This is a genomic window from Streptomyces sp. NPDC090077, from assembly GCF_044747545.1.
GTDB lineage: Bacteria > Actinomycetota > Actinomycetes > Streptomycetales > Streptomycetaceae > Streptomyces.
In genome coordinates this window covers 138,654-164,344 of sequence record NZ_JBIVEG010000012.1, presented here as the reverse complement: position 1 = coordinate 164,344, position 25,691 = coordinate 138,654, and the positions used below count along the sequence as shown (strand labels likewise).

At 70.2% G+C, this 25,691-nt stretch carries 30 protein-coding genes; 27 read left to right on the top strand and 3 right to left on the bottom strand.

Annotated elements, in window-relative coordinates; translation table 11 throughout:
- Positions 1-60 precede the first annotated feature (60 nt).
- The 16 genes from rpsH to truA all read left to right on the top strand — a co-directional run bounded on the left by rpsH (position 61) and on the right by truA (position 10,085).
- Positions 61-459 (top strand): 30S ribosomal protein S8, encoded by a 399-nt coding sequence (gene rpsH / locus ACIPW5_RS21380; protein ID WP_007265911.1) that lies wholly within the window; start codon positions 61-63, stop codon positions 457-459.
- Positions 460-479: 20 nt separating this feature from the next.
- Complete coding sequence (gene rplF / locus ACIPW5_RS21375; RefSeq protein WP_007265912.1) at positions 480-1,019, top strand: 50S ribosomal protein L6; 540 nt, start codon at positions 480-482, stop codon at positions 1,017-1,019.
- A 2-nt stretch (positions 1,020-1,021) separates the two neighbouring features.
- Complete coding sequence (gene rplR / locus ACIPW5_RS21370; RefSeq protein ID WP_401247066.1) at positions 1,022-1,405, top strand: 50S ribosomal protein L18; 384 nt, start codon at positions 1,022-1,024, stop codon at positions 1,403-1,405.
- 45 nt (positions 1,406-1,450) lie between these two features.
- The gene (gene rpsE / locus ACIPW5_RS21365; protein ID WP_007265914.1) at positions 1,451-2,053 is read left to right on the top strand and encodes a 30S ribosomal protein S5; all 603 of its coding nucleotides are present in this window, start codon (positions 1,451-1,453) and stop codon (positions 2,051-2,053) included.
- Entirely contained in the window at positions 2,053-2,235 is a 183-nt protein-coding gene (gene rpmD, locus ACIPW5_RS21360) for a 50S ribosomal protein L30 (RefSeq protein WP_005313525.1), read from the top strand. Before rpsE ends, rpmD begins: the two co-directional genes overlap by 1 nt.
- Positions 2,235-2,690 (top strand): 50S ribosomal protein L15, encoded by a 456-nt coding sequence (gene rplO, locus ACIPW5_RS21355; RefSeq protein WP_401247064.1) that lies wholly within the window; start codon positions 2,235-2,237, stop codon positions 2,688-2,690. The genes rpmD and rplO overlap by 1 nt, the downstream gene beginning before the upstream one ends.
- Positions 2,691-2,878: 188 nt before the next feature.
- Positions 2,879-4,192 carry a preprotein translocase subunit SecY gene (secY, locus tag ACIPW5_RS21350; RefSeq protein ID WP_401247061.1) on the top strand — a complete coding sequence of 438 codons (1,314 nt, stop codon included), beginning with the start codon at positions 2,879-2,881 and terminating at the stop codon, positions 4,190-4,192.
- Positions 4,192-4,839: an adenylate kinase gene (locus ACIPW5_RS21345; protein WP_401247058.1), complete on the top strand. Its 648-nt coding sequence runs from the start codon at positions 4,192-4,194 to the stop codon at positions 4,837-4,839. The genes secY and ACIPW5_RS21345 overlap by 1 nt, the downstream gene beginning before the upstream one ends.
- A gap of 99 nt (positions 4,840-4,938) precedes the next feature.
- Positions 4,939-5,790, top strand: coding sequence for a type I methionyl aminopeptidase (gene map / locus ACIPW5_RS21340; protein ID WP_401247056.1), 852 nt, complete (start codon positions 4,939-4,941; stop codon positions 5,788-5,790).
- Positions 5,791-5,940: 150 nt separating this feature from the next.
- On the top strand, positions 5,941-6,162 hold the full coding sequence (gene infA / locus ACIPW5_RS21335) for a translation initiation factor IF-1 (RefSeq protein ID WP_003956442.1): 222 nt from the start codon (positions 5,941-5,943) through the stop codon (positions 6,160-6,162).
- Between the two features lie 73 nt (positions 6,163-6,235).
- On the top strand, positions 6,236-6,349 hold the full coding sequence (rpmJ, locus tag ACIPW5_RS21330) for a 50S ribosomal protein L36 (RefSeq protein WP_003956441.1): 114 nt from the start codon (positions 6,236-6,238) through the stop codon (positions 6,347-6,349).
- A 196-nt stretch (positions 6,350-6,545) separates the two neighbouring features.
- Positions 6,546-6,926 carry a 30S ribosomal protein S13 gene (gene rpsM, locus ACIPW5_RS21325; protein WP_007265919.1) on the top strand — a complete coding sequence of 127 codons (381 nt, stop codon included), beginning with the start codon at positions 6,546-6,548 and terminating at the stop codon, positions 6,924-6,926.
- A 54-nt stretch (positions 6,927-6,980) separates the two neighbouring features.
- Positions 6,981-7,385: a 30S ribosomal protein S11 gene (gene rpsK / locus ACIPW5_RS21320; protein ID WP_003956432.1), complete on the top strand. Its 405-nt coding sequence runs from the start codon at positions 6,981-6,983 to the stop codon at positions 7,383-7,385.
- A gap of 139 nt (positions 7,386-7,524) precedes the next feature.
- Entirely contained in the window at positions 7,525-8,547 is a 1,023-nt protein-coding gene (locus ACIPW5_RS21315; RefSeq protein WP_007265920.1) for a DNA-directed RNA polymerase subunit alpha, read from the top strand.
- A 106-nt stretch (positions 8,548-8,653) separates the two neighbouring features.
- A complete protein-coding gene (gene rplQ, locus ACIPW5_RS21310) occupies positions 8,654-9,121 on the top strand; it encodes a 50S ribosomal protein L17 (RefSeq protein ID WP_030298228.1) in 468 nt (155 codons plus the stop codon).
- A gap of 103 nt (positions 9,122-9,224) precedes the next feature.
- On the top strand, positions 9,225-10,085 hold the full coding sequence (truA, locus tag ACIPW5_RS21305; RefSeq protein ID WP_401247052.1) for a tRNA pseudouridine(38-40) synthase TruA: 861 nt from the start codon (positions 9,225-9,227) through the stop codon (positions 10,083-10,085).
- 15 nt (positions 10,086-10,100) lie between these two features.
- Here truA and ACIPW5_RS21300 read toward each other — a convergent pair whose 3' ends face one another.
- A complete protein-coding gene (locus ACIPW5_RS21300) occupies positions 10,101-10,931 on the bottom strand; it encodes a hypothetical protein (RefSeq protein ID WP_401247050.1) in 831 nt (276 codons plus the stop codon).
- Positions 10,932-11,062: 131 nt separating this feature from the next.
- Between ACIPW5_RS21300 and ACIPW5_RS21295 the strand changes: the two genes are divergently transcribed.
- From ACIPW5_RS21295 to glmM, 5 genes are all read left to right on the top strand, one after another.
- Positions 11,063-12,691, top strand: a complete 1,629-nt coding sequence (locus ACIPW5_RS21295) for an ABC-F family ATP-binding cassette domain-containing protein (protein WP_401247048.1) — start codon at positions 11,063-11,065, stop codon at positions 12,689-12,691.
- An 11-nt stretch (positions 12,692-12,702) separates the two neighbouring features.
- Entirely contained in the window at positions 12,703-13,986 is a 1,284-nt protein-coding gene (locus ACIPW5_RS21290; protein WP_401247045.1) for a glycosyltransferase family 87 protein, read from the top strand.
- 241 nt (positions 13,987-14,227) lie between these two features.
- On the top strand, positions 14,228-14,671 hold the full coding sequence (gene rplM, locus ACIPW5_RS21285; protein WP_401247043.1) for a 50S ribosomal protein L13: 444 nt from the start codon (positions 14,228-14,230) through the stop codon (positions 14,669-14,671).
- A gap of 42 nt (positions 14,672-14,713) precedes the next feature.
- Positions 14,714-15,229, top strand: coding sequence for a 30S ribosomal protein S9 (gene rpsI / locus ACIPW5_RS21280; RefSeq protein WP_007265926.1), 516 nt, complete (start codon positions 14,714-14,716; stop codon positions 15,227-15,229).
- Between the two features lie 136 nt (positions 15,230-15,365).
- A complete protein-coding gene (gene glmM / locus ACIPW5_RS21275; protein ID WP_401247039.1) occupies positions 15,366-16,724 on the top strand; it encodes a phosphoglucosamine mutase in 1,359 nt (452 codons plus the stop codon).
- On the opposite strand, the gene ACIPW5_RS21270 is transcribed toward glmM, so the two are convergent.
- Both ACIPW5_RS21270 and coaA read right to left on the bottom strand, forming a co-directional pair.
- Positions 16,721-17,689, bottom strand: coding sequence for a DUF389 domain-containing protein (locus ACIPW5_RS21270; RefSeq protein ID WP_401247037.1), 969 nt, complete (start codon positions 17,687-17,689; stop codon positions 16,721-16,723). The two genes, glmM and ACIPW5_RS21270, sit on opposite strands and share 4 nt — an antisense overlap.
- Positions 17,690-17,704: 15 nt before the next feature.
- A complete protein-coding gene (gene coaA / locus ACIPW5_RS21265) occupies positions 17,705-18,724 on the bottom strand; it encodes a type I pantothenate kinase (RefSeq protein ID WP_401247034.1) in 1,020 nt (339 codons plus the stop codon).
- Positions 18,725-19,005: 281 nt separating this feature from the next.
- Between coaA and ACIPW5_RS21260 the strand changes: the two genes are divergently transcribed.
- The 6 genes from ACIPW5_RS21260 to alr all read left to right on the top strand — a co-directional run bounded on the left by ACIPW5_RS21260 (position 19,006) and on the right by alr (position 25,666).
- Positions 19,006-19,785 (top strand): hypothetical protein, encoded by a 780-nt coding sequence (locus tag ACIPW5_RS21260; protein ID WP_401247031.1) that lies wholly within the window; start codon positions 19,006-19,008, stop codon positions 19,783-19,785.
- Positions 19,782-20,549 carry a hypothetical protein gene (locus ACIPW5_RS21255; RefSeq protein WP_401247028.1) on the top strand — a complete coding sequence of 256 codons (768 nt, stop codon included), beginning with the start codon at positions 19,782-19,784 and terminating at the stop codon, positions 20,547-20,549. The genes ACIPW5_RS21260 and ACIPW5_RS21255 overlap by 4 nt, the downstream gene beginning before the upstream one ends.
- A 121-nt stretch (positions 20,550-20,670) precedes the next feature.
- On the top strand, positions 20,671-22,533 hold the full coding sequence (gene glmS / locus ACIPW5_RS21250) for a glutamine--fructose-6-phosphate transaminase (isomerizing) (RefSeq protein ID WP_401247025.1): 1,863 nt from the start codon (positions 20,671-20,673) through the stop codon (positions 22,531-22,533).
- 22 nt (positions 22,534-22,555) lie between these two features.
- Positions 22,556-22,924: a holo-ACP synthase gene (locus ACIPW5_RS21245; protein ID WP_401247023.1), complete on the top strand. Its 369-nt coding sequence runs from the start codon at positions 22,556-22,558 to the stop codon at positions 22,922-22,924.
- A 3-nt stretch (positions 22,925-22,927) separates the two neighbouring features.
- Entirely contained in the window at positions 22,928-24,343 is a 1,416-nt protein-coding gene (locus ACIPW5_RS21240) for an NAD(P)H-hydrate dehydratase (RefSeq protein ID WP_401247021.1), read from the top strand.
- Between the two features lie 186 nt (positions 24,344-24,529).
- A complete protein-coding gene (gene alr / locus ACIPW5_RS21235) occupies positions 24,530-25,666 on the top strand; it encodes an alanine racemase (RefSeq protein WP_401247018.1) in 1,137 nt (378 codons plus the stop codon).
- The last annotated feature ends 25 nt before the right edge of the window (positions 25,667-25,691 follow it).

Sequence of the window (25,691 nt, the reverse complement as noted above, 5' to 3'; positions counted from 1 at the left end):
GAGCGGGGAGAGGGATGGCGCATACAGGAAACCCCGGCGAGAGAGGCCGAAGGCCACTTCATGACCATGACTGACCCCATCGCAGACATGCTGACCCGTCTGCGTAACGCTAACTCGGCGTACCACGACACCGTCGTGATGCCGCACAGCAAGATCAAGTCGCACATCGCGGAGATCCTCAAGCAGGAGGGTTTCATCACCGGCTGGAAGGTCGAGGACGCCGAGGTCGGCAAGAACCTCGTCCTCGAGCTGAAGTTCGGGCCGAACCGTGAGCGCTCCATCGCGGGCATCAAGCGGATCTCGAAGCCCGGTCTGCGCGTGTACGCGAAGTCCACCAACCTGCCCAAGGTCCTCGGCGGCCTCGGCGTGGCGATCATCTCCACGTCGCACGGTCTCCTGACCGGCCAGCAGGCAGGCAAGAAGGGCGTAGGTGGGGAAGTCCTCGCCTACGTCTGGTAGTCGGGAACGGAGGAAAAGCAATGTCGCGAATCGGCAAGCTCCCCATCCAGGTTCCCGCCGGTGTGGACGTCACCATCGATGGCCGCACGGTTGCGGTGAAGGGCCCCAAGGGTCTGCTCACCCACACCGTCGCCGCGCCGATCGAGATCGTCAAGGGTGAGGACGGCGTTCTCAACGTCACCCGTCCGAACGACGAGCGTCAGAACAAGGCCCTGCACGGCCTGTCCCGCACGCTGGTGGCGAACATGATCACCGGCGTGACCCAGGGATACGCCAAGGCCCTCGAGATCAGCGGTGTCGGTTACCGCGTGGCCGCGAAGGGCTCCGACCTGGAGTTCCAGCTCGGCTACAGCCACCCGATCCTGGTCACGGCGCCCGACGGCATCTCGTTCAAGGTCGAGTCCCCGACCAAGTTCTCGGTCGAGGGCATCGACAAGCAGAAGGTCGGCGAGGTCGCCGCCAACATCCGCAAGCTGCGGAAGCCCGACCCGTACAAGGCCAAGGGTGTCAAGTACGCCGGCGAGGTCATCCGCCGCAAGGTCGGAAAGGCTGGTAAGTAGCCATGGCATACGGTGTGAAGATCGCCAAGGGCGACGCGTACAAGCGCGCTGCCAAGGCTCGCCGCCACATCCGCATCCGCAAGAACGTCTCGGGTACGGCGGAGCGTCCGCGCCTCGTCGTGACGCGTTCGAACCGCAACATCGTTGCTCAGGTCATCGACGACCTCAAGGGTCACACCCTTGCGTCGGCGTCGACCCTGGACGCTTCGATCCGCGGTGGCGAAGGCGACAAGAGCACTCAGGCCCAGGCCGTCGGCGCGCTCGTCGCCGAGCGTGCCAAGGCCGCGGGTGTCGAGACCGTCGTCTTTGACCGCGGTGGCAACCGATACGCCGGGCGCATTGCCGCTCTGGCTGACGCCGCCCGCGAAGCCGGGCTGAAGTTCTAAGCCCCGGTTCCGGGACTCACGGACGTAACAGAGAGAGGTAATCCAATGGCTGGACCCCAGCGCCGCGGCAGCGGTGCCGGTGGCGGCGAGCGGCGGGACCGGAAGGGTCGCGACGGTGGCGCTGCCGCCGAGAAGACCGCTTACGTTGAGCGCGTTGTCGCGATCAACCGTGTCGCCAAGGTTGTCAAGGGTGGTCGTCGCTTCAGCTTCACCGCGCTCGTCGTGGTGGGTGACGGTGACGGCACCGTAGGTGTCGGTTACGGCAAGGCCAAGGAAGTTCCCGCGGCCATCGCCAAGGGCGTCGAGGAAGCCAAGAAGAACTTCTTCAAGGTTCCCCGCATCCAGGGCACCATCCCGCACCCGATCCAGGGCGAGAAGGCGGCCGGCGTTGTCCTGCTGAAGCCTGCTTCCCCCGGTACCGGTGTTATCGCCGGTGGCCCGGTGCGCGCCGTTCTGGAGTGCGCCGGCGTTCACGACATCCTGTCGAAGTCGCTCGGCTCCGACAACGCGATCAACATCGTGCACGCGACCGTGGAGGCCCTCAAGGGTCTGCAGCGTCCCGAGGAGATCGCGGCTCGCCGTGGTCTGCCGCTCGAGGACGTCGCCCCCGCGGCCCTGCTTCGTGCGCGCGCTGGGGCGGGTGTCTAATGGCCCGCCTCAAGATCACGCAGACGAAGTCGTACATCGGCAGCAAGCAGAACCACCGCGACACCCTTCGTTCGCTCGGGCTCAAGCGCCTGAACGACGTGGTCGTCAAGGAGGACCGCCCCGAGTTCCGCGGCATGGTGCACACCGTCCGCCACCTCGTGACGGTTGAGGAGGTTGACTAATGGCTGAGACCAACCCGCTGAAGGCCCACAACCTCCGTCCGGCCCCCGGCGCCAAGACCGCGAAGACCCGTGTGGGTCGCGGTGAGGCGTCGAAGGGTAAGACGGCTGGTCGTGGTACCAAGGGCACGAAGGCCCGCTACCAGGTTCCGCAGCGCTTCGAGGGTGGGCAGATGCCCCTCCACATGCGCCTGCCGAAGCTGAAGGGCTTCAAGAACCCGTTCCGCACCGAGTTCCAGGTGGTCAACCTGGACAAGCTCGGTGCCCTCTACCCCGAGGGTGGAGAGGTCACGGTGGCCGACCTGGTCGCCAAGGGCGCGGTTCGCAAGAACAGCCTCGTCAAGGTCCTGGGCCAGGGCGAGATCTCCGTGGCGCTGACGGTTTCGGTTGACGCCGTCTCCGCCTCCGCCAAGGAGAAGATTGCCGCCGCCGGCGGCACCGTCACCGAGCTCGTCTAAGACGAAACTCTTGTGACAAATAGCTAGAAACCCGACCGGGGATGCCTCACAAAAGGGGCATCCCCGGTTGGTCGTTCCACGGGGGGTGCACTCGCCGGTAAGGTGGCGTGCACCTTTGCTTGTACGTATTCGTCGATCCTTCAGACCGTCACCTCTGACGCAGTAGCGCGGGGGTCGCAGGAGGCACCGTGCTCACCGCGTTCGCCCGGGCGTTCAAGACGCCCGACCTGCGCAAGAAGCTGCTCTTCACACTCGGCATCATCGTGCTGTATCGGCTCGGGTCCCACATCCCGGTACCCGGCGTGAGCTACAAGAACGTCCAGATCTGCGTGGACCAGATGGGGAGCAGCAACAGCCTCTTCGGTCTGGTCAACATGTTCAGTGGCGGTGCGCTGCTGCAGATCACGATCTTCGCGCTCGGCATCATGCCGTACATCACGGCGAGCATCATCCTGCAGCTGCTGACCGTGGTCATCCCGAAGCTGGAGAACCTCAAGAAAGAGGGCCAGTCCGGCACGGCGAAGATCACCCAGTACACGCGCTATCTGACGGTCGCGCTCGCGATCCTGCAGGGCACCGGCCTGGTCGCCACCGCGCGTACCGGCGCCCTGTTCGGCACCTGCCCGGTCGCCCGCGAGATCGTCCCGAACCAGTCGATCTTCACCACCATCGTCATGGTGCTCACCATGACCGCCGGTACCTGTGTCGTCATGTGGCTCGGTGAGCTCATCACCGACCGCGGCATCGGCAACGGCATGTCCATCCTGATGTTCATCTCGATCGCGGCCGGCTTCGTCGGCGCCCTCTGGACCATCAAGCTCCAGGGCAAGATCGCTGATGGCTGGGTGGAGTTCGCGGTCGTCATCCTGGTGGGCCTCGCGATGGTCGCCCTGGTCGTCTTCGTCGAACAGGCGCAGCGCCGGATCCCGGTCCAGTACGCGAAGCGCATGATCGGCCGCCGTGCCTACGGCGGTACGTCCACCTACATCCCGCTCAAGGTGAACCAGGCCGGTGTCATCCCGGTCATCTTCGCCTCGTCGCTGCTGTACATCCCGGCGCTGATCGTGCAGTTCAGCGGCTCGACGGCCGGCTGGGCGACCTGGATCCAGAAGCACTTCGTCAAGGGCGACCACCCGTACTACATCGCCGCCTACTTCCTCCTGATCGTTTTCTTCGCGTTCTTCTACGTGGCGATCTCGTTCAACCCCGAGGAAGTTGCGGACAACATGAAGAAGTATGGTGGGTTCATCCCGGGCATCCGCGCCGGCCGGCCCACCGCCGAGTACCTGAGCTACGTACTCAACCGGATCACTTGGCCGGGGTCGCTGTACCTGGGTCTGATCGCTCTTGTGCCGACAATGGCGTTGGCCGGCTTCGGAGCGAACCAGAACTTCCCGTTCGGCGGGACGAGCATCCTCATCATCGTGGGTGTGGGTCTGGAAACCGTGAAGCAGATCGAGAGCCAGCTCCAGCAGCGCAACTACGAAGGGTTCCTCCGCTGATGCGAATCGTCCTCGTCGGGCCTCCCGGTGCGGGCAAGGGAACGCAGGCCGCGTTCCTTGCCAAGAACCTGTCGATCCCGCACATCTCCACGGGCGACCTCTTCCGCGCCAACATCAGCCAGAACACGGAGCTGGGTCTGCGCGCGAAGGCGTTCATGGACGCCGGTGAGCTCGTCCCGGACGAGATCACCATCGGCATGGCCAAGGACCGGATGGAGCAGCCCGACGCCAAGGGCGGCTTCCTGCTCGACGGCTTCCCGCGCAACGTGGCCCAGGCCGAGGCGCTCGACGCCATGCTCAAGGAAGCGGGCATGAAGCTCGACGCCATCCTCGACCTGGAGGTCGAGGAGGACGAGGTCGTGAAGCGGATCGCCGGCCGGCGCATCTGCCGCAAGGACTCCGCGCACGTCTTCCACGTGATCTACGCGGCGCCGGCGACCGAGGGCGTCTGCGACAAGTGCGGCGGCGAGCTCTACCAGCGCGACGACGACTCCGAGTCGACGGTCCGCAACCGGCTGGAGGTCTACCACACGCAGACCGAGCCGATCATCGACTACTACAAGGCCCAGGGCCTGCTGGTGACCATCTCCGCCCTCGGCGAGGTGCACGAGATCACCAAGCGGGCGATGGACGCCCTGAAGAAGTAGTCACTCAGTTCGTGACCGACAGTACGGCCGCGGTGTCCTTGGGGCATCGCGGCCGTACTGTTGAGATGACCCGTATTCGAAGGTGGAAGGCCCGTTTCAATGGTTCAGCTGAAGACCCCCGAGCAGATCGCGAAGATGCGGGAGGCAGGGCTGGTCGTCGCCGCGATCCACGCGGCGACCCGTGAGGCGGCCGTGCCGGGCTCCACGACGCGCGACCTCGACATGGTGGCCCGGAAGGTGATCGCCGACGCCGGTGCGAAGTCGAACTTCCTCGGGTACGGCGGCTTCCCCGCGACCATCTGCACCTCGGTGAACGAGGTCGTCGTCCACGGCATCCCGGACGACAAGACGGTCCTGAAGGACGGCGACGTCATCTCCATCGACGCCGGCGCGATCGTGGACGGCTGGCACGGGGACGCGGCCTACACGGCCTTCGTGGGCACCGGTCACGCTCCGGAGCTGGTCGAGCTCTCCCGGGTCACCGAGGAGTCGATGTGGGCCGGCATCGCGACCATGAAGCTCGGCAACCGCCTGGTGGACATCTCGAAGGCGATCGAGGGCTACATCAAGCGCCAGCCGCGGCCTTCGACCGGTGAGCACAGCCTCGGCAAGTTCGGGATCATCGAGGACTACGGCGGCCACGGCATCGGCTCCGAGATGCACATGGACCCGCACTTGCTGAACTACGTCTCGCGCAAGCGGGGCAAGGGCATCAAGCTGGTCCCGGGCCTGTGCCTGGCGATCGAGCCGATGGTCTCCCTGGGCACCGCCCAGACGGAGGTCCTCTCGGACGACTGGACGGTCATCACCACGGACGGCACCTGGTCCTCGCACTGGGAGCACTCGGTCGCCCTGACCGAGGCCGGCCCGATCGTCCTGACCAGCCCGGACTGCGGCAAGGCCAAGCTGGCGGAGTACGGCATCACGACGGCCCCGGACCCGCTCGGGTAGTCGTCGCTTAATGATCTAGACTCGTGGGCAAACTTTCCGGATTCGTCTTTCTGGGTGCCCTGACGTAGACTGACTCGTCGGCTCACGTGCATTTCCATGCCCTGCATGGGGCACAGCGCCGATCAAGGTAGCCGATTCGAAAGGCGAAGCGTGGCCAAGAAGCAAGGTGCCATCGAGATCGAGGGCACCGTGATCGAGTCCCTCCCGAACGCCATGTTCAAGGTGGAACTCCAGAACGGTCACAAGGTCCTCGCGCACATCAGCGGCAAGATGCGTATGCACTACATCCGCATCCTCCCCGATGACCGGGTCGTTGTGGAGCTGTCTCCGTACGACCTGACGCGTGGCCGGATCGTCTACCGATACAAGTAGATCTTGTCCTCACTCCTGCCTGGGCATCCGTCCCGGTGCGGGTGGTGGCACTGACCCGGAGAACCTCACCAACATGAAGGTCAAGCCGAGCGTCAAGAAGATCTGCGACAAGTGCAAGGTGATCCGCCGTCACGGCCGGGTCATGGTCATCTGCGACAACCTGCGCCACAAGCAGCGCCAGGGCTGACGCACGCCGACCGACCTGCACTACGCAGTTCTTCGCGCGACGTAAGAAAACGTACATAAGCAGAGCCCGCCCAGCCCTCACGGGCCGGCGGCACCTCCGGCGGGGGCCGGGGACCCGGACGTACCATCGCCCATCCGGGCGGTCGGCGGTCGGGAGCGGTTCTGCTGCAGACCCCCGAACACACAGGAGCCATTGAATGGCACGCGTTTCCGGTGTTGACATCCCGCGCGAAAAGCGTGTGGAGATCGCACTCACCTACGTCTTCGGTATCGGGCGCACCCGGTCCAAGGAGATCCTCGCCTCCACCGGCGTGAACCCGAACACCCGCGTTCGTGACCTGGCCGAAGAGGACCTCGTCAAGATCCGCGAGTACGTGGACGCCAACCTCCGTACCGAGGGTGACCTCCGCCGCGAGATCCAGGGCGACATCCGCCGCAAGATCGAGATCCAGTGCTACCAGGGCATCCGCCACCGTCGTGGCCTGCCCGTGCACGGTCAGCGCACCAGCACGAACGCGCGTACCCGCAAGGGCCCGCGTCGCGCGATCGCCGGTAAGAAGAAGCCGGGCAAGAAGTAGTCCTGTTCAGCGGTCTTGCGCTGTAGGACCGACCACCTCCCGTAGGAGTAAGAGATGCCCCCCAAGGGTCGTCAGGGCGCTGCCAAGAAGGTGCGCCGCAAGGAAAAGAAGAACGTCGCTCACGGGCACGCCCACATCAAGAGCACGTTCAACAACACCATCGTTTCGATCACGGACCCGTCCGGCAACGTGATCTCCTGGGCCTCCGCCGGCCACGTCGGCTTCAAGGGCTCGCGCAAGTCCACCCCCTTCGCCGCGCAGATGGCCGCCGAGTCGGCCGCCCGCCGCGCGCAGGAGCACGGCATGCGCAAGGTCGACGTCTTCGTCAAGGGTCCCGGCTCCGGCCGTGAGACCGCGATCCGCTCCCTCCAGGCCACCGGCCTCGAGGTCGGCTCGATCCAGGACGTCACCCCCACCCCGCACAACGGCTGCCGCCCGCCGAAGCGCCGCCGCGTCTGACGCAGCGACGCCTGTGCGTCTTTGAGTGTCCGGGCGGTACGAAACCCTTCGGGGGGACGTACCGCCCGTACCCTTGCTGTACCTGGCTTTACCCGTAGGGCGTCAAATAGTGGGCGTCCACGACTGAAGGAACACAGACATGCTTATCGCTCAGCGTCCTTCGCTGACCGAAGAGGTCGTCGACGAGTACCGCTCGCGGTTCGTGATCGAGCCGCTGGAGCCGGGCTTCGGCTACACCCTCGGCAACTCCCTGCGCCGTACCCTCCTGTCCTCCATCCCGGGTGCCGCTGTCACCAGCATCCGCGTGGACGGCGTCCTGCACGAGTTCACCACCGTGCCGGGCGTCAAGGAAGACGTCACGGACATCATCCTCAACATCAAGCAGCTGGTCGTCTCCTCGGAGCACGACGAGCCGGTCGTGATGTACCTGCGCAAGCAGGGTCCCGGCCTGGTCACCGCTGCCGACATCGCGCCCCCGGCCGGTGTCGAGGTGCACAACCCGGACCTGGTCCTCGCCACGCTCAACGGCAAGGGCAAGCTGGAGATGGAGCTGACCGTCGAGCGCGGTCGCGGCTACGTCTCCGCCGTCCAGAACAAGCAGCTGGGCCAGGAGATCGGCCGCATCCCGGTCGACTCCATCTACAGCCCGGTCCTCAAGGTCACCTACAAGGTCGAGGCGACCCGAGTCGAGCAGCGCACCGACTTCGACAAGCTGATCGTCGACGTCGAGACCAAGCAGGCCATGCGCCCGCGCGACGCCATGGCGTCCGCCGGCAAGACCCTGGTCGAGCTGTTCGGTCTGGCCCGCGAGCTCAACATCGACGCCGAGGGCATCGACATGGGCCCGTCCCCGACGGACGCCGCCCTGGCCGCCGACCTGGCGCTGCCGATCGAGGAGCTGGAGCTCACCGTTCGGTCGTACAACTGCCTCAAGCGCGAGGGCATCCACTCCGTGGGTGAGCTCGTCGCCCGCTCCGAGGCCGACCTGCTCGACATCCGCAACTTCGGTGCGAAGTCGATCGACGAGGTCAAGGCGAAGCTGGCCGGCATGGGCCTGGCCCTCAAGGACAGCCCGCCCGGATTCGACCCGACCGCCGCCGCCGACGCCTTCGGCGCCGACGACGACGCGGACGCCGGTTTCGTCGAGACCGAGCAGTACTGAGAAAGCTTGCGGGGGGCTCGCGCCCCCCGCACCCACCCTCTCGCGACCGCTTGAGGGAACTGACACCGGTACCTGACACGGCCGGTGCAGATATGAAGGAGTAACAATGCCGCGTCCCGCAAAGGGTGCCCGCCTGGGCGGCTCCGCCGCGCACGAGAAGCACCTCCTCGCGAACCTCGCGAAGGCCCTCTTCGAGCACGGCCGCATCACCACCACCGAGGCCAAGGCCCGCCGCCTGCGTCCCTACGCCGAGCGTCTGGTCACCAAGGCCAAGAAGGGCGACATCCACAACCGTCGCCTGGTGCTGCAGACGATCACGGACAAGAGCATCGTGCACACGCTCTTCACCGAGATCGCCCCGCGCTACGAGAACCGCCCCGGTGGTTACACCCGCATCACCAAGATCGGCAACCGTCGTGGCGACAACGCCCCGATGGCCGTGATCGAGCTGGTCGAGGCCCTGACCGTGGCCCAGCAGGCCACCGGTGAGGCCGAGGCCGCCACCAAGCGCGCCGCGAAGGACGCCGAGGCCGTGGCCGAGGCTCCCGCCGCCGAGGAGACCAAGGAGGCCTGATCCCGTCCCGGGATCGAGCTTGCTTGATCGGCTCTGAACGGGCCCGCCCCTTCCGGGGGGCGGGCCCGTTCTGCATTGCTGTGCTTCTGAGAGGATCTGTCACGTGAGTGACGAGGTGGAGCCCGGGCACGTCCGGGTACGGCTGGACCTGAGCTACGACGGCAAGGACTTCTCCGGCTGGGCGAAGCAGCGCACGCTGCGGACCGTCCAGGGCGAGCTGGAGAGCGCCCTCCAGACCGTGATGCGGCTCAAGGAGCCGGTCGAGCTGACCGTGGCCGGACGCACCGACGCCGGGGTGCACGCGCGCGGGCAGGTCGCCCAGTTCGACCTGGCCGAGGAGGTCTGGGCCGAGCACCACGACAAGCTGCTGCGCCGCCTCGCGGGCCGGCTGCCGCACGACATCCGGGTGTGGAAGGCCGCCGAGGCCCCCGAGGGTTTCAACGCGCGTTTCTCCGCCATCTGGCGCCGCTACGCGTACCGCGTCGGCGACCACCAGGCGGGCGTGGACCCGCTGCGCCGCGGGCACGTGCTGTGGCACCAGTGGCCGCTGGACGTGGACGCCATGAACGAGGCGGCCGCCGCCCTGGTCGGCGAGCACGACTTCGCCGCGTACTGCAAGAAGCGCGAGGGCGCCACCACCATCCGCACGCTCCAGCAGCTCAGCTGGGAGCGCGGGGAGGACGGCGTCATCACGGCGACGGTCCGCGCGGACGCGTTCTGCCACAACATGGTCCGCTCGCTGGTCGGGGCCCTGCTCCACGTCGGCGACGGGCACCGTCCGGTCGAGTGGCCCGGACAGGTGCTGGCGGCCGCCGTACGGGACTCCTCGGTCCACGTGGTCAAGCCGCACGGCCTGACCCTGGAGGAGGTCGGCTACCCGGCGGACGAGCTGCTGGCCGCCCGCAGCAAGGAGGCGCGGAACATGCGCACCCTGCCGGGGGCCGGGGGCTGCGCGGGCTGCTGACCCCAGGCGGGCCGGTCAGGAGGCCGACAGGATCCCGAGGGTCTGCGCGTTGTTGGTGGGGTTGGTCTCGCCCGGCGCGCCGATGGTGACGTGGATGGCGCCGGGACCGGCCGTGGTGACCCGGCCGAGGAAGGGGATCTGCCCCTTGGCGCCGGCGGGCAGGGTCCCGCCGGTGCAGCGGTAGCCGGAGCCGGATGCCGCGCACTGGAACCCGTGGAAGGTGCCGGAGTCCGGCGGGCGGCGCATGGTCATGGTGCCGGTGGCCTGCACCTGGAGGGTGACGTCCTTGGCCTCGGTGGTGCCGTTGTTCGCGTAGTGGATCCAGTAGTTGCGGTTCGTGCCCGGGGGTGGGGCGGCCTCGCCGTCGATGGAGCCGACGGAGACGTCGGCGGGGTTGGATCCGGGTTCCTTGGACGCCTTGGTGCAGATCTGGTTGGACGTGTACTTGTTGACGACCGGGGAGTCGTCCTCCCGGGTCGTGCCCTTCTGCGAGCTCAGGATGGTCTCGATGACCCCGCAGTAGTCGATGCCCGGCAGGATGTGGGCGTTGACGGTGTCCGTGAGCACCCGTCCCTCACCCGGTACCGACGCCCCGTCCCAGGTCACGACGAGGACCTTGCCGCCGTTGTTGCTCTGTGGGGTGAGGATCAGCGAGTGGCGCACCGCCCAGGACGTCTGGTCACGGAAGGCGACGGTGATCTCGGGCGCGTCGAGCTCCAGGCGCAGCAGCGTGGCGGCGATATCCGCCCGGGCGGGCGGGCAGAAGAGCACGAGGGCCAGGCCGCAGGCCATCCCTCCCGTCGCCGCCCCGCGCCGGAGCGGCCGCAGTCGAGCGCGGGAAGTCATGGGAGCCCCCGTTCCTCGAGGATGTGAGGTCGGTCCTCCCATCGTCACGCCGGGGGGTGTCGGTGTCCATCGGCGCCGGAGCCCGGGACCCGGCACAAAGCATTTGGGCGGCGACCGTGCGGGCCGGGAGAATGCCCGGCATGGGACATCTCGAAGCCAGCCACCTGGAGTACTACCTTCCCGACGGGCGGGTCCTGCTCCCCGACGTCTCCTTCCGCGTGGGGGAGGGGTCGGTGGTGAGCCTGGTCGGGGCGAACGGCGCCGGCAAGACCACCCTGCTCAAGCTCATCTCGGGCGAGCTCCAGCCGCACGGCGGCGGGGTCGCCATCAGCGGCGGCCTCGGGGTGATGTCGCAGTTCGTGGGCTCGGTCCGGGACGAGACGACCGTACGGGACCTGCTGGTCTCGGTGGCGCAGCCGCGGATCCGGGAAGCGGCGAAGGCCGTGGACCGCGCCGAGCACCTGATCCTCACGGTCGACGACGAGGCCGCGCAGATGGCGTACGCGCAGGCGCTCAGCGACTGGGCCGACGTCCAGGGCTACGAGGCGGAGACCCTGTGGGACGTGTGCACCACGGCCGCGCTGGACATCCCCTTCGACCGGGCCCAGTACCGCGAGGTGCGGACGCTGTCGGGCGGTGAGCAGAAGCGGCTGGTGCTGGAGGCGCTGCTGCGCGGGCCGGACGAGGTGCTGCTGCTCGACGAGCCGGACAACTACCTCGACGTCCCGGGCAAGCGGTGGCTGGAGGAGCAGCTGAAGGCCACCCGCAAGACGGTGCTGTTCGTGTCGCACGACCGGGAGCTGCTGTCCCGGGCCGCCGAGAAGATCATCAGCCTGGAGCCGAGCCCGACGGGTACGGACGTCTGGGTGCACGGCGCGGGCTTCGACACCTACCACCAGGCCCGCAAGGAGCGCTTCGCCCGCTTCGAGGAGCTCAAGCGCCGCTGGGACGAGGAGCACGCCCGCCTGAAGGCCCTGGTGCTGCGGCTGCGCAACCAGGCCGCGAGCAGCCCGGACATGGCCTCGCGGTACCGGGCGATGCAGACCCGCTTCCAGAAGTTCGAGGAGGCGGGCCCGCCGCCGGAGCCGCCGCGCGAGCAGGAGATCACGATGCGGCTCAAGGGCGGCCGGACGGGCGTGCGCGCGCTGACCGTGGAGAACCTGGAGCTGACGGGGCTGATGAAGCCCTTCTCGCTGGAGGTCTTCTACGGGGAGCGGGTCGCGGTGCTCGGCTCGAACGGGTCCGGCAAGTCGCACTTCCTGCGGCTGCTGGCGGGTGAGGACGTCAAGCACACCGGTGACTGGAAGCTGGGCGCGCGGGTGCTTCCCGGCCATTTCGCGCAGACCCACGCGCACCCGGAGCTGTTCGGGCGCACGCTCGTGGACATCCTGTGGACGGAGGCGGCGAAGCCGCTCGGCCCGGCGATGGCGGTGCTGCGCCGGTACGAGCTGGAGCGCCAGGCGGAGCAGAAGTTCGAGAAGCTCTCGGGCGGCCAGCAGGCGCGCTTCCAGATCCTGCTGCTGGAGCTGGCGGGGACGACGGCGCTGCTGCTGGACGAGCCGACGGACAACCTGGACCTGGAGTCGGCGGAGGCGCTGCAGGACGGCCTGGAGTCGTACGAGGGGACCGTGCTGTGCGTGACGCACGACCGCTGGTTCGCCCGCACCTTTGACCGTTATCTGGTCTTCGGTTCGGACGGGGTCGTGAGGGAAACTCAGGAGCCCGTCTGGGACGAACGCAGGGTCGAGCGCAAGCGCTGAGGGGGAGTGCCGTGGGGCTGCGGCCGAGCATCTGGCTCATGCGGTGGCGGCAGCCGTCCACGGCGGTCCGGGTGACCGCCTGGCTGCTCGGGCCGGCCCCGCGGCCGTGGCGGGTGCTCTCCGCCGGGATCCTGCTGGCCGTCGCCGTCTCCGCGAGCCTCCGGGCGAACTGGGGCTCCGACAACGCCTTCGTGGTCAAGGCCGCGCGGACGCTGCTGGACGGCGGCTCCCCGTACGAGGACAAGCGGTTCCTGTACCTGCCGAGCGCGGTGCTGATGGCGGTGCCCGAGGCGCTGCTGCCGCGGGAGGTACTGCGCTGGCTGCTGCCGGCCGGGATGTCCGGGCTGCTGGGCGCGGGCTGGCTGGCGGCGCTGAAGCTGTTCTCGGTGCCGCTGTGCTCGCGGCTGGCGGTGGCCGGGTTCGCGGTGCTGGCGCTGGCCTACAAGCCGTACGCGAACCTGGTGCTGATCGGGAACTGGACGGCGGTCTCGGCGGCGGCGCTGCCGGTGGCGCTGCTGCTCGCCCACCGGGGGAGGTGGGCGGCGGCGGGCCTGGTGGTGGGGCTGGCGATCGCCTGCAAGCCGATGCTGGTGCCGCTCGGGCTGCTGTTCCTGCTGGCCCGGCGGTGGCGGGGGCTGGCGGTGGCGGTGCTGGTGCCGCTGGGGACGTCCCTGGCGGGGGCGCTGGTGATGCCGAGCCCGTCGCTGTTCTTCACCAAGACGCTGCCGTTCCTGCTCCAGGGGCAGGACGCGTACGCGCTGCCCTGGGACGCCTCGCCGATCGCGGTGCTGCCGCGGCTGGGGGTGCCGCAGCCGGTGGCGGTGGCGGTGGCCTTCGCGGGGGCGGGGGCGGGGCTGTGGGCGGCCCGGACGCGCTGGCGCCGGCCGGACCCGGAGGGTGACGGCGGGGAGCTGAGGCTGGTGGAGACGGCCTGCATGGTGATGCTCGCCGCATTCCTGGTCTCCCGGCCCTCCTTCGACCACTACCTGCTGGTGGTGCTCCCGCTGCTGCTGGCCTCGGGGGTGCGGGAGGGCTCGATGCCCCGCTCGCCCTGGTTCTGGCTGGCCCTGACGCCCCAGATGGCGCTGGTTCCGTGGCCGGAGGAGCTGTCCCGCAAACGGCGTGCGTTCAAGGACTGCGCCACCCTCTGCGGGCTCGCGGTTCTGCTGGTGCGTCGTGCACTGCGCTCCGGTCGGGTTACTCTGGAACCCGTAACAACTGCGGGGTCCCCACCCAGGACCGAACCGGAGTGCGCCGCGACGCCAGTTCCATCGGCATCGCGGACCGCGTTTTGACCCGTATGGGTCCTCTTGGGTATCCTGCTGGTTTGTTATGCGTATTGGCTTTCTCATTCTCACGTGAAAGGGCCTTACGCCGGTCCACCGGACCGATGACCAGCAGTTTTGTTTTCACTCGGGTGCGTCCCCGATGTGAACGAGGGCTGTCGTGATCGTCCGTGGTGACCCTGTCAGGACCCTTCCCGCGGGGCTAGCGCCCTATGGGATGACCCACCACTGAAGAAGCGAAGGCATACGCGTGCGTACGTACAGCCCCAAGCCCGGCGACATCTCGCGCCAGTGGCTCGTCATTGACGCCCAGGGCGTCGTCCTCGGCCGTCTGGCGACCCAGGCCGCTGCCCTCCTGAAGGGCAAGCACAAGCCGACCTACGCCCCCCACATGGACATGGGCGACTTCGTCATCATCATCAACGCCGACAAGGTTCACCTGTCCGGCAACAAGGCCTCCCAGAAGATGGCGTACCGCCACTCCGGTTTCCCGGGCGGTCTGCGCTCCGTGCGCTACGACGACCTCCTGGCGAACAACCCGGAGAAGGCCGTCGAGAAGGCCGTCAAGGGCATGCTCCCCAAGAACACCCTGGGCCGTCAGATGCTCTCGAAGCTGAAGGTCTACTCGGGCGACCAGCACCCCCACGCTGCCCAGCAGCCGGTGCCGTTCGAGATCACCCAGGTCGCGCAGTAGTTCCGGCCACCCCCTAAGACGTAGAGAATTCTGAGGAGCATCGTGGCCGAGACCACCGCCGAGACCCCCATCGACGAGTTCGAGGGCGTCGAGGAGTACACCACCGAGTCGGACGTCGTCGTCGAGGGCGACTACACCTCCGAGTCGCTTGCCGGTCGCTTCGGCGACCCCCAGCCGGCCGCCGGCCTGGGCCGTCGCAAGAACGCCATCGCCCGCGTCCGGATCGTTCCGGGCACCGGCAAGTGGAAGATCAACGGTCGCACCCTTGAGGACTACTTCCCCAACAAGGTGCACCAGCAGGAAGTCAACGAGCCCTTCAAGCTCCTGGAGCTTGACGGCCGCTACGACGTCATCGCCCGCATCTCGGGTGGCGGCGTCTCCGGTCAGGCCGGCGCCCTGCGCCTCGGCGTGGCCCGCGCGCTGAACGAGGCGGACGTGGACAACAACCGCCCGGCGCTGAAGAAGGCCGGCTTCCTTTCCCGCGACGACCGTGCGGTCGAGCGCAAGAAGGCCGGTCTCAAGAAGGCCCGTAAGGCTCCGCAGTACAGCAAGCGTTAATCTGCGCCTGCTGTTCAGCAACGAAACCGCCCCGGCAGCACTCTCTGTGCTGTCGGGGCGGTTCGTTTACCGCCAAAAGCGGCAAACAACTGTCACTAGCGGTCACCAAGCGAAGCTTGAACTCGGGAGGACAACAGTGGGACGACTCTTCGGGACGGACGGTGTACGAGGCGTCGCCAACGCGGATCTGACGGCTGAGCTCGCGCTCGGCCTCTCCGTGGCGGCCGCACATGTACTGGCCGAGGCGGGCACCTTCGAGGGCCACCGGCCCACGGCGGTGGTCGGCCGCGACCCCCGCGCGTCGGGCGAGTTCCTGGAGGCCGCGGTCGTCGCCGGCCTCGCCAGTGCCGGCGTGGACGTCCTGCGCGTCGGTGTGCTGCCCACCCCGGCGGTGGCGTATCTCACCGGTGCGCTGGGTGCCGACCTCGGCGTGATGCTCTCCGCGAGCCACAACGCCATGCCCGACAACGGCATCAAGTTCTTCGCGCGCGGCGGCCACAAGCTCGCCGACGAGCTGGAGGACCGCATCGAGTCCGTGTACGAGGAGCACCGCACGGGCGCGCCCTGGCAGCGCCCCACCGGCTCCGGCGTGGGCCGCGTCTCCGACTACGACGAGGGCTTCGACAAGTACGTCGCCCACCTGATCGGGGTCCTCCCCAACCGCCTCGACGGCCTCAAGGTCGTCCTGGACGAGGCCCACGGCGCGGCCGCGTACGTCTCGCCCGAGGCCTTCACCCGGGCCGGTGCGGAGGTCGTCACGATCGGCGCCGAGCCCGACGGCCTGAACATCAACGACGGCTGCGGCTCCACCCACCTGGAGCTGCTGAAGGCGGCCGTCGTCGAGCACGGCGCCGACTTCGGCATCGCCCACGACGGCGACGCGGACCGCTGCCTGGCGGTGGACGGCACCGGCGCCGAGGTCGACGGCGACCAGATCCTCGCCGTCCTGGCGCTGGCCATGCGCGAGGCCGGGCAGCTGCGCGGCAACACCGTGGTCGGCACCGTCATGTCGAACCTGGGCTTCAAGCTCGCCATGGAGGCCGAGGGCATCCAGGTCGTGCAGACCGGCGTCGGCGACCGGTACGTGCTGGAGGCCATGAAGGAGCACGGCTACGCCCTGGGCGGCGAGCAGTCCGGCCACGTGATCATCCTCGACCACGCGACGACCGGCGACGGCACCCTCACCGGCCTGATGCTGGCGGCGCGCGTCGCGGCCACCGGGCGCACGCTGGCCGAGCTGGCCGGGGTCATGCAGCGGCTGCCGCAGATCCTGATCAACGTCCCGGACGTGGACAAGTCCCGCGTCACCACGTCGGGCGAGCTGGCCGCGGCCGTCGCCGACGCCGAGCGCGAGCTGGGCTCCACCGGCCGGGTGCTGCTGCGCCCGTCCGGCACCGAGCCGCTCGTCCGGGTGATGGTGGAGGCCGCCGACATCGAGCAGGCCCGCACGATCGCCGGACGGCTCGCGGACGCGGTGAAGTCGGCGCTCGGCTAAACGCCGTCGCCCCTGCGTGGCGCACCCGGCCGGCGGACCATCCGCGCCTGCTGGGTGCGCCACAGCAGTTTCCAGCCGACGAGGGTCAGCGAGCCCGAGACGATGATGCCGAGCAGGTTCAGCAGCAGCTGTTCCGCGGAGCCCCACATCTGGCCGAACTCCCCGTAGCTCAGCGCCACGGCCGCGTTCGCGGCGGCCGGGACCGTGGTCACCGAGATCGCCACCCCCACCAGCGCCCCCGACCTCGCCGAGGTCAGCGACAGCATCCCGGCCACGCCGGCGAGGACGGCGACGACGAAGGAGAACGGGTCGGGCTGCCAGATGAAGCTGGTGTTGGGCCGCGGCTTGTCGAGCATTCCCGGGTGGAACAGGTCCAGGGCGCTCATGGCCAGGCTGAACACGGTCGTGGCCACGATCGCCGCGGCGAAGCCGACCAGCAGCGCGATCGTGGAGCGCCACACCGCCTTCGGGAGGCGCTGCACCAGCCCCGTGCAGATCCCGGCGAGGGGTCCGAACTCGGGGCCGACGGCCATCGCGCCGACGATCAGGATCGCGTTGTCCAGCACCACGCCGCAGGCCGCGATCATCGTGGCGAGGATCAGGAACGCGCAGTAGGTGATCGTGAGGGTCGACTCCTCGTGGGTCGCCTCGGAGAGCTGCTCCCAGATCACGGCGTCGGCGCCCTCGCCGGGGGCCTCCTCCTCGGCCGCGTCGGCGCGGCGGGAGAGGGAGAGGTCGATGTTCTCGACCGCGATGGACCCGCTCCGGTCGATGCCGAGGGCGCGCATCTCCTGGAGCAGCTCGTCGGCCGACTCGCGGGCCACGTCGCACAGCACCAGGTCGCCCTCGGGATCGCGGGCGGCGCCCTCCAGCACGACCAGGTGGGTGGTGCCGACGGTCTGCTCGATCTGCCCCACCACCTGTGAGGTGAGGGCCTGCGGGACGATCATCCTCAGATGCAGCATGGCCGCACCCTAGTGCTACAGCTTGCGGAGGCTGAGCTTCTGCACCTTGTGATCGGGCCCCTTGCGCACGACGAGGGTGGCGCGGCCGCGGGTGGGGGCCACGTTCTCCAGCAGGTTGGGCTTGTTGATGGTCCGCCACATCGTCTGCGCGTACTCCAGGGCCTCCTCCTCGGAGACCTGGGTGTACTTGCGGAAGTAGGAGAAGGGGTTCTGGAACGCGGTCTCGCGCAGCTTCCGGAACCGGTTGAGGTACCAGCGCTCGATGTCCTCGGGACGCGCGTCCACGTACACGCTGAAGTCGAAGTAGTCGGCGAGGGCGACGCGGGTACGGCCGTCCGTGCCCGGCAGGGCGGGCTGCAGGACGTTGAGCCCCTCGACGATGAGGATGTCCGGGCGGCGCACGACGAGTTCCTCGCCCGGCACGATGTCGTAGATCAGGTGCGAGTAGACGGGCGCCCTGACCTCGTCCTTGCCCGCCTTGATGTCGGCGACGAAGCGGGTCAGCGCCCGGCGGTCGTAGGACTCCGGGAAGCCCTTGCGGGAGGTCAGGCCGCGGCGCCGGAGCTCCTTCATCGGGTAGAGGAAGCCGTCCGTGGTGACCAGCTCGACGCGGGGGTGCTCGGGCCAGCGGGCCAGGAGGGCCTGGAGCAGGCGGGCCACGGTGGACTTGCCGACGGCGACGGAGCCGGCGACCCCTATGACGAAGGGGGTGCCCTGCTGGGCTCCGTGGCCGTTGCCGGCGTCGCCGAGGAAGGTGTTCAGGGTCCCGCGGAGGTTGCTGGTGGCGCCGACGTACAGGTTCAGGAGGCGGGAGAGCGGCAGGTACACGTCCCGGACCTCGTCGAGGTCGATGACGTCGCCCAGGCCCCGCAGCCGCTCCACTTCCTCGGCGGTCAGGGGCAGCGGGGTTCGCTCACGCAGGGCGCTCCACTCGGCCCGGGTGAGCTCGACGTACGGGGAGACGTCGTGGGCCCGGCGGGGGCCGGGACGCTCCGTTGCGTGGTCCGGCGTACAACGCGTCGGCGAGGTGATCACACCGCCATTGTCGGGGCTGCGGAGCTCCTGTGGGTGGTGGGGTCGGTCACGTGGCGGGTGGCCGCCGGGGGAACGGGGGGTGGCGGGGGCCGGGCGGGGTGGCGGCGGGGTTGTGCACGCGTACGTATCGATCGGAGGCCCGCGCGGTCTCGTGCGCATCACGATTCGGCTGGATGGTCCGAAAACCCGTTCGCGTGATCGATCGCACGCCGTAGATTGTTCGTCGCCGCGGCGCCGACCTGCGTCCAGACGGCGTTCTGTTTTTCCGGGGGAGATTCTTCGTGCGTACCGCGTTCGTCCGTCGTGCCGTCCTGACCGCTTCGGCCGTGTCCCTGAGCCTGCTGGCCACCGCCTGCGGTTCCGACTCCGGTGACTCCGGCAAGAAGGACGACGCCAAGCCGGGCGCGCAGCAGTCCGCCCCCGCGGCGGCCGCGGCGAAGGGGAAGTCGGCCGCCGAGCTGGCTCCGCTGCTGGTGGCCCAGGCCGACCTGCCCGAGCACAAGGTCGAGGCGGACGCGGCCGCGAAGGCCGCGGGCGGGGCGAACGCCAACGCGGACAAGGCCGAGTGCAAGCCGCTGGTCCAGCTCCAGACCCTGGTGCCGCTCGGCAAGCCGGCCGGCACCGCGACGATCGCCGCGACGGAGAAGCCGAAGAAGCCCGCCGAGGGCGCGAGCCTGGACGACAAGCTCGACGCGCTCAAGGGCGGTCTGGCCGTCACCCGCACCTCGGTCGGCCTCGCCTCGTACGACGGCAAGGGTGCCGAGGAGGCCTTCGGTGCGCTGAAGGCGGCGAGCACGGCGTGCGCGGGCGGCTACACGGTCACCCAGGACGCCGAGACCACCAAGATCGACAAGGTTGCCCCGTCCGCCGCGGTCACCGCCGGTGACGAGGCCCTGGCCTACAACACCGTGATGGACCTGAAGGACGGCGACAAGGCCACGATGCAGTTCGTGGTCGTGCGCAAGGGCAGCACCCTGGCCACCTTCTACGCGATGAACCTGACGGGTGCGGCCGCCCAGCCGAAGGCGGTCGTGGAGGCGCAGGTCAAGAAGCTCGGATGAGAGGCGTCCGCGCGCGGCGCGCGGCCGCACTGGGAGCCTCGGTGGTCTCCGGTCTGACGCTGGCCCTGCTGGCCACCGGATGCGGGACCGCCCGGCCGGGCATGGTGGTGGAGATCGTTCCGGTGGAACTGCCCGCCGGGGCGGCCGACCGCGCCCTGACGGGGAAGGGGCAGGAGGCCCCGGCCCGGCTGATCCTGGCGCAGGGGGACCTCGTCGACCACCGGATCAGCACCGAGGGGGCGGACTCCGCCCTGGTGAGCGTGGACCGGCCGGAGTGCCGGGAGCTGGCGTACGCGGCCGGCGGGTTCCTGCCGACGGGCCGGACCGGCTGGGCCAAGGCCTCGGTGGTGGCCGTACCGGTGCCGCTGCCGCAGGACGCCACGGAGCGGCAGAAGCGGGCGGCGGCCCAGGACGCGGCCAGCTCGACCGTGACGGTGGTGACCCTCGGCTCGTACGCGGGGAACGCGGCCGGCGGGCACTTCGCCGGGGTGCGGGCCGCGGGCGAGGCCTGCACGGCCGGCTACTCCGCGACGGCGAACGGCGAGACCGTCAGGGTGACGCGGGTCGTCCCGCACGCCGCGCACGGCGGCGACGAGGCGGTCGGCTACACGGTGGAGGCCGAGTACGACGGCGAGCACTACGCCACCGAGCTCGTGGTGGTCCGCAAGGGCGGCACGCTCGCGAACTTCGTGGCGGGCCGGACCTCCGGCGCGGCGGAGCTCGCGGCCGCGGTGGTCGAGGCGCAGCTGCGCAAGCTGGGCTGAGGGCCGTCGAACGGCGGATTCGAAAACATCGTCAACCCCGCTCCGGTGGATTCGCCGGGGCGGGGTTTTCGTCTTGTTCGGGTACGGGGCAGACGCGCGACCACGGCGTACGCTGCCGCCTATGTGCGGAATTGTGGGTTACGTAGGGGCGCAGTCTGCGCTCGATGTGGTCATCGCCGGACTGAAGCGGCTGGAGTACCGCGGCTACGACTCGGCCGGGGTCGCCGTGCTCGCCGACGGGGTCCTCGCCAACGCCAAGAAGGCCGGGAAACTCGTCAACCTGGAGAAGGAACTGGTCAGCCGGCCGCTGCCGGCCGGCTCCACGGGCCTCGGGCACACCCGGTGGGCGACCCACGGCGGGCCCACCGACGTCAACGCCCACCCCCACCTGGACAACTCGGGCCGGGTGGCGGTCGTGCACAACGGCATCATCGAGAACTTCGCCGAGCTGCGCGCCGAACTCGCCGAGCGCGGGCACCGGCTGGAGTCCGAGACGGACACGGAGGTGGTGGCGCACCTGCTGGCCGAGCGGTTCGAGGCGGCGGGCGGCGCCGGCGGCGGGGGCCTGGCGGAGGCGATGCGGCAGGTGTGCCGGCGGCTGGAGGGTGCGTTCACCCTGGTCGCGGTGCACGCCGATGAACCGGAGGTGGTGGTCGGCGCGCGCCGGAACTCCCCCCTGGTGGTGGGCGTTGGAGAGGACGAGAACTTCCTCGCCTCGGACGTGGCCGCGTTCATCGCCCACACCCGGTCCGCGATCGAGCTGGGGCAGGACCAGGTCGTCGAACTCCGCCGCGACGGGGTCACGGTGACCGGCTTCGACGGTGCGCCCGCGACCGTGCGGGCGTACCACGTGGACTGGGACGCCTCGGCGGCCGAGAAGGGGGGCTACGACTACTTCATGCTCAAGGAGATCGCCGAGCAGCCCAAGGCCGTCGCCGACACGCTGCTGGGCAGGATCGACGCGAGCGGCCTGCTGACCCTGGACGAGGTGCGCATCCCCGCCTCGGTGCTCCGGGAGGTCGACAAGGTCGTGATCGTGGCCTGCGGCACCGCCTACCACGCGGGCATGATCGCGAAGCTGGCCATCGAGCACTGGACCCGCATCCCGTGCGAGACCGAGCTGGCCAGCGAGTTCCGCTACCGCGACCCGATCCTCGACCAGCGGACTCTGGTGATCGCGATCTCGCAGTCCGGCGAGACCATGGACACCCTGATGGCGCTGCGGCACGCGCGCGAGCAGGGCGCCCGGGTGCTGGCCGTCTGCAACACGAACGGCTCGACCATCCCCCGCGAATCGGACGCCGTGCTCTACACGCACGCCGGTCCGGAGGTGGCCGTCGCCTCGACGAAGGCGTTCCTGACGCAGCTGGTCGCCTGCTACCTCGTCGCGCTGTACCTCGGCCAGGTGCGGGGCACGAAGTGGGGAGACGAGATCCGGGCGGTGATCCGGGAGCTGTCGGACATCGCCGCGGCGGTGGACACCGTACTGGAGACCATGGAGCCGGTACGGGCCCTGGCGCGCTCCCTCGCCGACAAGGACACGGTGCTCTTCCTCGGCCGCCACGTCGGCTACCCGGTGGCGCTGGAGGGCGCGCTCAAGCTCAAGGAGCTGGCGTACATGCACGCCGAGGGCTTCGCGGCGGGCGAGCTCAAGCACGGGCCGATCGCGCTGATCGAGAAGGACCTGCCGGTGGTGGTCGTCGTGCCGTCGCCGCGCGGGCGCTCCGTCCTGCACGACAAGATCGTCTCGAACATCCAGGAGATCCGGGCGCGCGGGGCGCGGACCATCGTGATCGCGGAGGAGGGCGACGAGGCCGTGGTCCCGTACGCCGACCACCTGATCCGGATCCCGGCGACCCCGACGCTGCTCCAGCCGCTGGTGGCGACGGTGCCGCTGCAGGTGTTCGCGTGCGAGCTGGCGACCGCGCGCGGCAACGAGGTGGACCAGCCGCGTAACCTCGCGAAGTCGGTGACCGTGGAGTAGCGGAGCAGTTGGGGTTGTTGTCGTGATCGTCGGAGTGGGGATTGACGTTGCCGAGATCGAGCGGTTCGGCGCGGCGCTGGAGCGGACGCCGCAGATGGCCCGGCGCCTCTTCCTCGAATCCGAGCTGACGCTGCCGAGCGGCGAGCGGCGGGGCACCGCCTCGCTCGCCGCCCGGTTCGCGGCCAAGGAAGCCCTGGCCAAGGCCCTGGGTGCGCCCGGTGGGCTGCTGTGGACCGACGCCGAGGTGTACGTCGAGGACACCGGGCAGCCCCGGCTGCGGGTGTCCGGCACGGTCGAGGCCCGGGCGCGGGCGCTCGGGGTGAAGTCCTGGCACATCTCCCTCAGCCACGACGCCGGCGTCGCGTCGGCGGTGGTGATCGCCGAAGGTTAGTCCATGCGTACTGCCTACAGCGTGGAGACCGTACGGGCCGCCGAGCGCGAGCTGATGGCGCGGCTGCCGGAGGGCGCCCTGATGGCCCGGGCGGCGGCCGGACTGGCCGCCGCGTGCGCGGAGTTGCTGGTGCGGCGCCGGGGCCGGGTCTACGGGTCCCGGGTCGTGCTGCTCGCCGGACCCGGGGACAACGGCGGCGACGCGCTGTACGCGGGCGCCCGGCTGGCGCGCCGCGGGGCCGCGGTGACGGCGGTGCCGATGGACCCGGCGCGGATCCACCCCGGCGGGCTGGCCGCGCTGCGGGCCGCCGGGGGACGGGTCGCGGAGTCGGTGCCCGCGCGGGCGGACCTCGTCCTGGACGGGCTCACCGGGATCGGCGGCCGGGGCGGGCTGCGCCCGGCGGCGGCCGCGCTGGCGGAGCGGATCCCGGCGGGGGCCCTGGTGGTCGCCGTGGACCTGCCGAGCGGGGTGGACGCGGACACCGGGGAGGTCGCGGGCCCGGCGGTGTCGGCCGACGTGACGGTCACCTTCGGCGCGTACAAGCCCGGCCTGCTGATCGACCCCGGGGCCTCGCGGGCGGGCGCGCCGCGGCTCGTCCCCATCGGGCTGGAGCTGCCGGCCCGGCCGGAGCTGGAGGCCCTCCAGCACGCCGACGTGGCGGGGCTGCTCCCGGTGCCGGGGGCGTCCAGCGACAAGTACCGGCGGGGCGTCGTCGGGGTCGTCGCCGGTTCGGAGCAGTACCCGGGCGCGGCCGTGCTGGCCGTGGCGGGGGCGCTGCGGGGCGGTGCGGGCGCGGTGCGGTACGTGGGCCCGGCGGCGGAGGCCGTGCTCGCGCGGTACCCGGAGGTGCTGGTCGGGCGGGGGCGGGTGCAGGCCTGGGTGGTCGGCCCCGGGCTGGGGTCGGGGCGGGACGGCGAGGCCGGGCGGGCCCTGGCCGACCTGGACGTGCCGGTGCTGGTCGACGCGGACGGGCTGCGCGGGCTGGACCCGGCGGCGGTGCGCGCCCGCCGCGCGGCGACCCTGCTGACCCCGCACGCGGGGGAGGCGGCGGCGCTGCTGGGGGTGGCGCGGGAGGCGGTGGAGGCGGGTCGGCTGGCCGCGGTGCGGGAGCTGGCGGGGCGGTACGGGGCGGCGGTGCTGCTGAAGGGCTCCACGACGCTGGTCGCCGCCGCCGACGGGGGCGGGGCGGTGCGGGTCAACCCGACGGGGACGCCCTGGCTGGCAACCGCCGGGAGCGGGGACGTGCTGTCCGGGCTGGCGGGGGCGCTGCTGGCCGGAGGGCTGTCGGGGGTCGACGCCGGGTCGGCGGCCGCCTATCTGCACGGGCTCGCGGGGCGGTTCGCCGCCGATGGTGCCCCGGTGGTCGCCCAGGAGGTGGCCGAGGCCCTGCCGGAGGCGTGGCGGTCGGTGCGGGCCTGACCCCGGCCGGGCGGGGCCGCTGCGCGGGCTGCTCCCCGACCCCCTGGGGCTCCGCCCCCGGACCCCCTCGAACGCCGGCGGGGCTGGAGGAGGTGGCGGCCGACCCGGGCGACTCGGGCGACTCGGGCAAGACGGGCGAACCAGGCCCGATCACCGGGCCGTACCGGTTCTGAGAGACTGTGGGCGATGAACGAGACACCGATGCGTGCGTACGCCGAGATCGATCTTGACGCGGTACGGGACAACGTGCGCGCCCTGCGCGCGCGGGCGCCCCGGTCCGAGCTGATGGCCGTCGTCAAGTCGAACGCCTACGGGCACGGTGCCGTCCAGTGCGCCCGCGCAGCCCAGGAGGCCGGTGCCACCTGGCTCGGCACCGCCACCCCCGAGGAGGCGCTCGCCCTGCGCGCCGCCGGCATCGAGGGCCGGGTCATGTGCTGGCTGTGGACCCCCGGCGGGCCCTGGCGGGAGGCCGTCGAGGCCGACGTCGACGTGTCCGTCAGCGGGATGTGGGCCCTGGACGAGGTCCGCGCCGCCGCCCGCGCGGCCGACCGCACCGCCCGCATCCAGCTCAAGGCCGACACCGGCCTCGGCCGCAACGGCTGCCAGCCCGCCGACTGGGCCGAACTGGTCGGCGCGGCCGTCGCCGCGCAGGCCGAGGGCACCGTCCAGGTCACCGGCGTCTGGTCCCACTTCGCCTGCGCCGACGAGCCCGGCCACCCCTCCATCCGGCTCCAGCTGGACGCCTTCCGCGACATGCTGGCCTACGCCGAGAAGGAGGGCGTCGACCCCGAGGTCCGGCACATCGCCAACTCGCCCGCGACGCTCACCCTCCCCGAGACCCACTTCGACCTCGTGCGCACCGGGATCGCCGTCTACGGCGTCTCCCCCTCGCCCGAACTCGGCACCCCCGCCGAACTCGGACTGCGCCCCGCCATGACCCTCAAGGCCTCCCTCGCGCTGGTCAAGACGGTCCCCGCCGGACACGGCGTCAGCTACGGCCACCACTACGTCACCGAGGCCGAGACGCACCTCGCGCTCGTCCCCGCCGGCTATGCCGACGGCGTCCCGCGCAGCGCCTCCGGCCGCGGTCCGGTGCTCGTGGGCGGCAAGGTCCGGCGGGCCGCCGGGCGGATCGCCATGGACCAGTTCGTCGTGGACCTCGGCGCCGACCTGGCCGAAGCGGGCGACGAGGTCGTCCTGTTCGGGGACGCGGAGCGCGGCGAGCCGACCGCCGAGGACTGGGCTCGAGCGGCGGACACCATCGCGTATGAGATCGTCACCCGTATCGGAGGCAGGGTGCCCCGGGTGTACCTCGGCGGCTGACGCGGGCCGAGTGAGGACGGCGACG

Coding starts and splice junctions, on each gene's coding strand:
- ACIPW5_RS21300 (WP_401247050.1), bottom strand. CDS start 10,931: ATGACTTCCCGCGCTCGACTGCGGCCGCTCCGGCGCGGGGCGGCGACG.
- rpsE (WP_007265914.1), top strand. CDS start 1,451: ATGGCTGGACCCCAGCGCCGCGGCAGCGGTGCCGGTGGCGGCGAGCGG.
- ACIPW5_RS21295 (WP_401247048.1), top strand. CDS start 11,063: ATGCCCGGCATGGGACATCTCGAAGCCAGCCACCTGGAGTACTACCTT.
- alr (WP_401247018.1), top strand. CDS start 24,530: ATGAACGAGACACCGATGCGTGCGTACGCCGAGATCGATCTTGACGCG.
- rpmJ (WP_003956441.1), top strand. CDS start 6,236: ATGAAGGTCAAGCCGAGCGTCAAGAAGATCTGCGACAAGTGCAAGGTG.
- ACIPW5_RS21270 (WP_401247037.1), bottom strand. CDS start 17,689: ATGCTGCATCTGAGGATGATCGTCCCGCAGGCCCTCACCTCACAGGTG.
- ACIPW5_RS21240 (WP_401247021.1), top strand. CDS start 22,928: ATGCGTACTGCCTACAGCGTGGAGACCGTACGGGCCGCCGAGCGCGAG.
- ACIPW5_RS21345 (WP_401247058.1), top strand. CDS start 4,192: ATGCGAATCGTCCTCGTCGGGCCTCCCGGTGCGGGCAAGGGAACGCAG.
- map (WP_401247056.1), top strand. CDS start 4,939: ATGGTTCAGCTGAAGACCCCCGAGCAGATCGCGAAGATGCGGGAGGCA.
- rpsH (WP_007265911.1), top strand. CDS start 61: ATGACCATGACTGACCCCATCGCAGACATGCTGACCCGTCTGCGTAAC.
- rpsK (WP_003956432.1), top strand. CDS start 6,981: ATGCCCCCCAAGGGTCGTCAGGGCGCTGCCAAGAAGGTGCGCCGCAAG.
- glmS (WP_401247025.1), top strand. CDS start 20,671: ATGTGCGGAATTGTGGGTTACGTAGGGGCGCAGTCTGCGCTCGATGTG.
- rpmD (WP_005313525.1), top strand. CDS start 2,053: ATGGCCCGCCTCAAGATCACGCAGACGAAGTCGTACATCGGCAGCAAG.
- rplR (WP_401247066.1), top strand. CDS start 1,022: ATGGCATACGGTGTGAAGATCGCCAAGGGCGACGCGTACAAGCGCGCT.
- ACIPW5_RS21315 (WP_007265920.1), top strand. CDS start 7,525: ATGCTTATCGCTCAGCGTCCTTCGCTGACCGAAGAGGTCGTCGACGAG.
- rplO (WP_401247064.1), top strand. CDS start 2,235: ATGGCTGAGACCAACCCGCTGAAGGCCCACAACCTCCGTCCGGCCCCC.
- rplF (WP_007265912.1), top strand. CDS start 480: ATGTCGCGAATCGGCAAGCTCCCCATCCAGGTTCCCGCCGGTGTGGAC.
- ACIPW5_RS21255 (WP_401247028.1), top strand. CDS start 19,782: ATGAGAGGCGTCCGCGCGCGGCGCGCGGCCGCACTGGGAGCCTCGGTG.
- rplQ (WP_030298228.1), top strand. CDS start 8,654: ATGCCGCGTCCCGCAAAGGGTGCCCGCCTGGGCGGCTCCGCCGCGCAC.
- rpsM (WP_007265919.1), top strand. CDS start 6,546: ATGGCACGCGTTTCCGGTGTTGACATCCCGCGCGAAAAGCGTGTGGAG.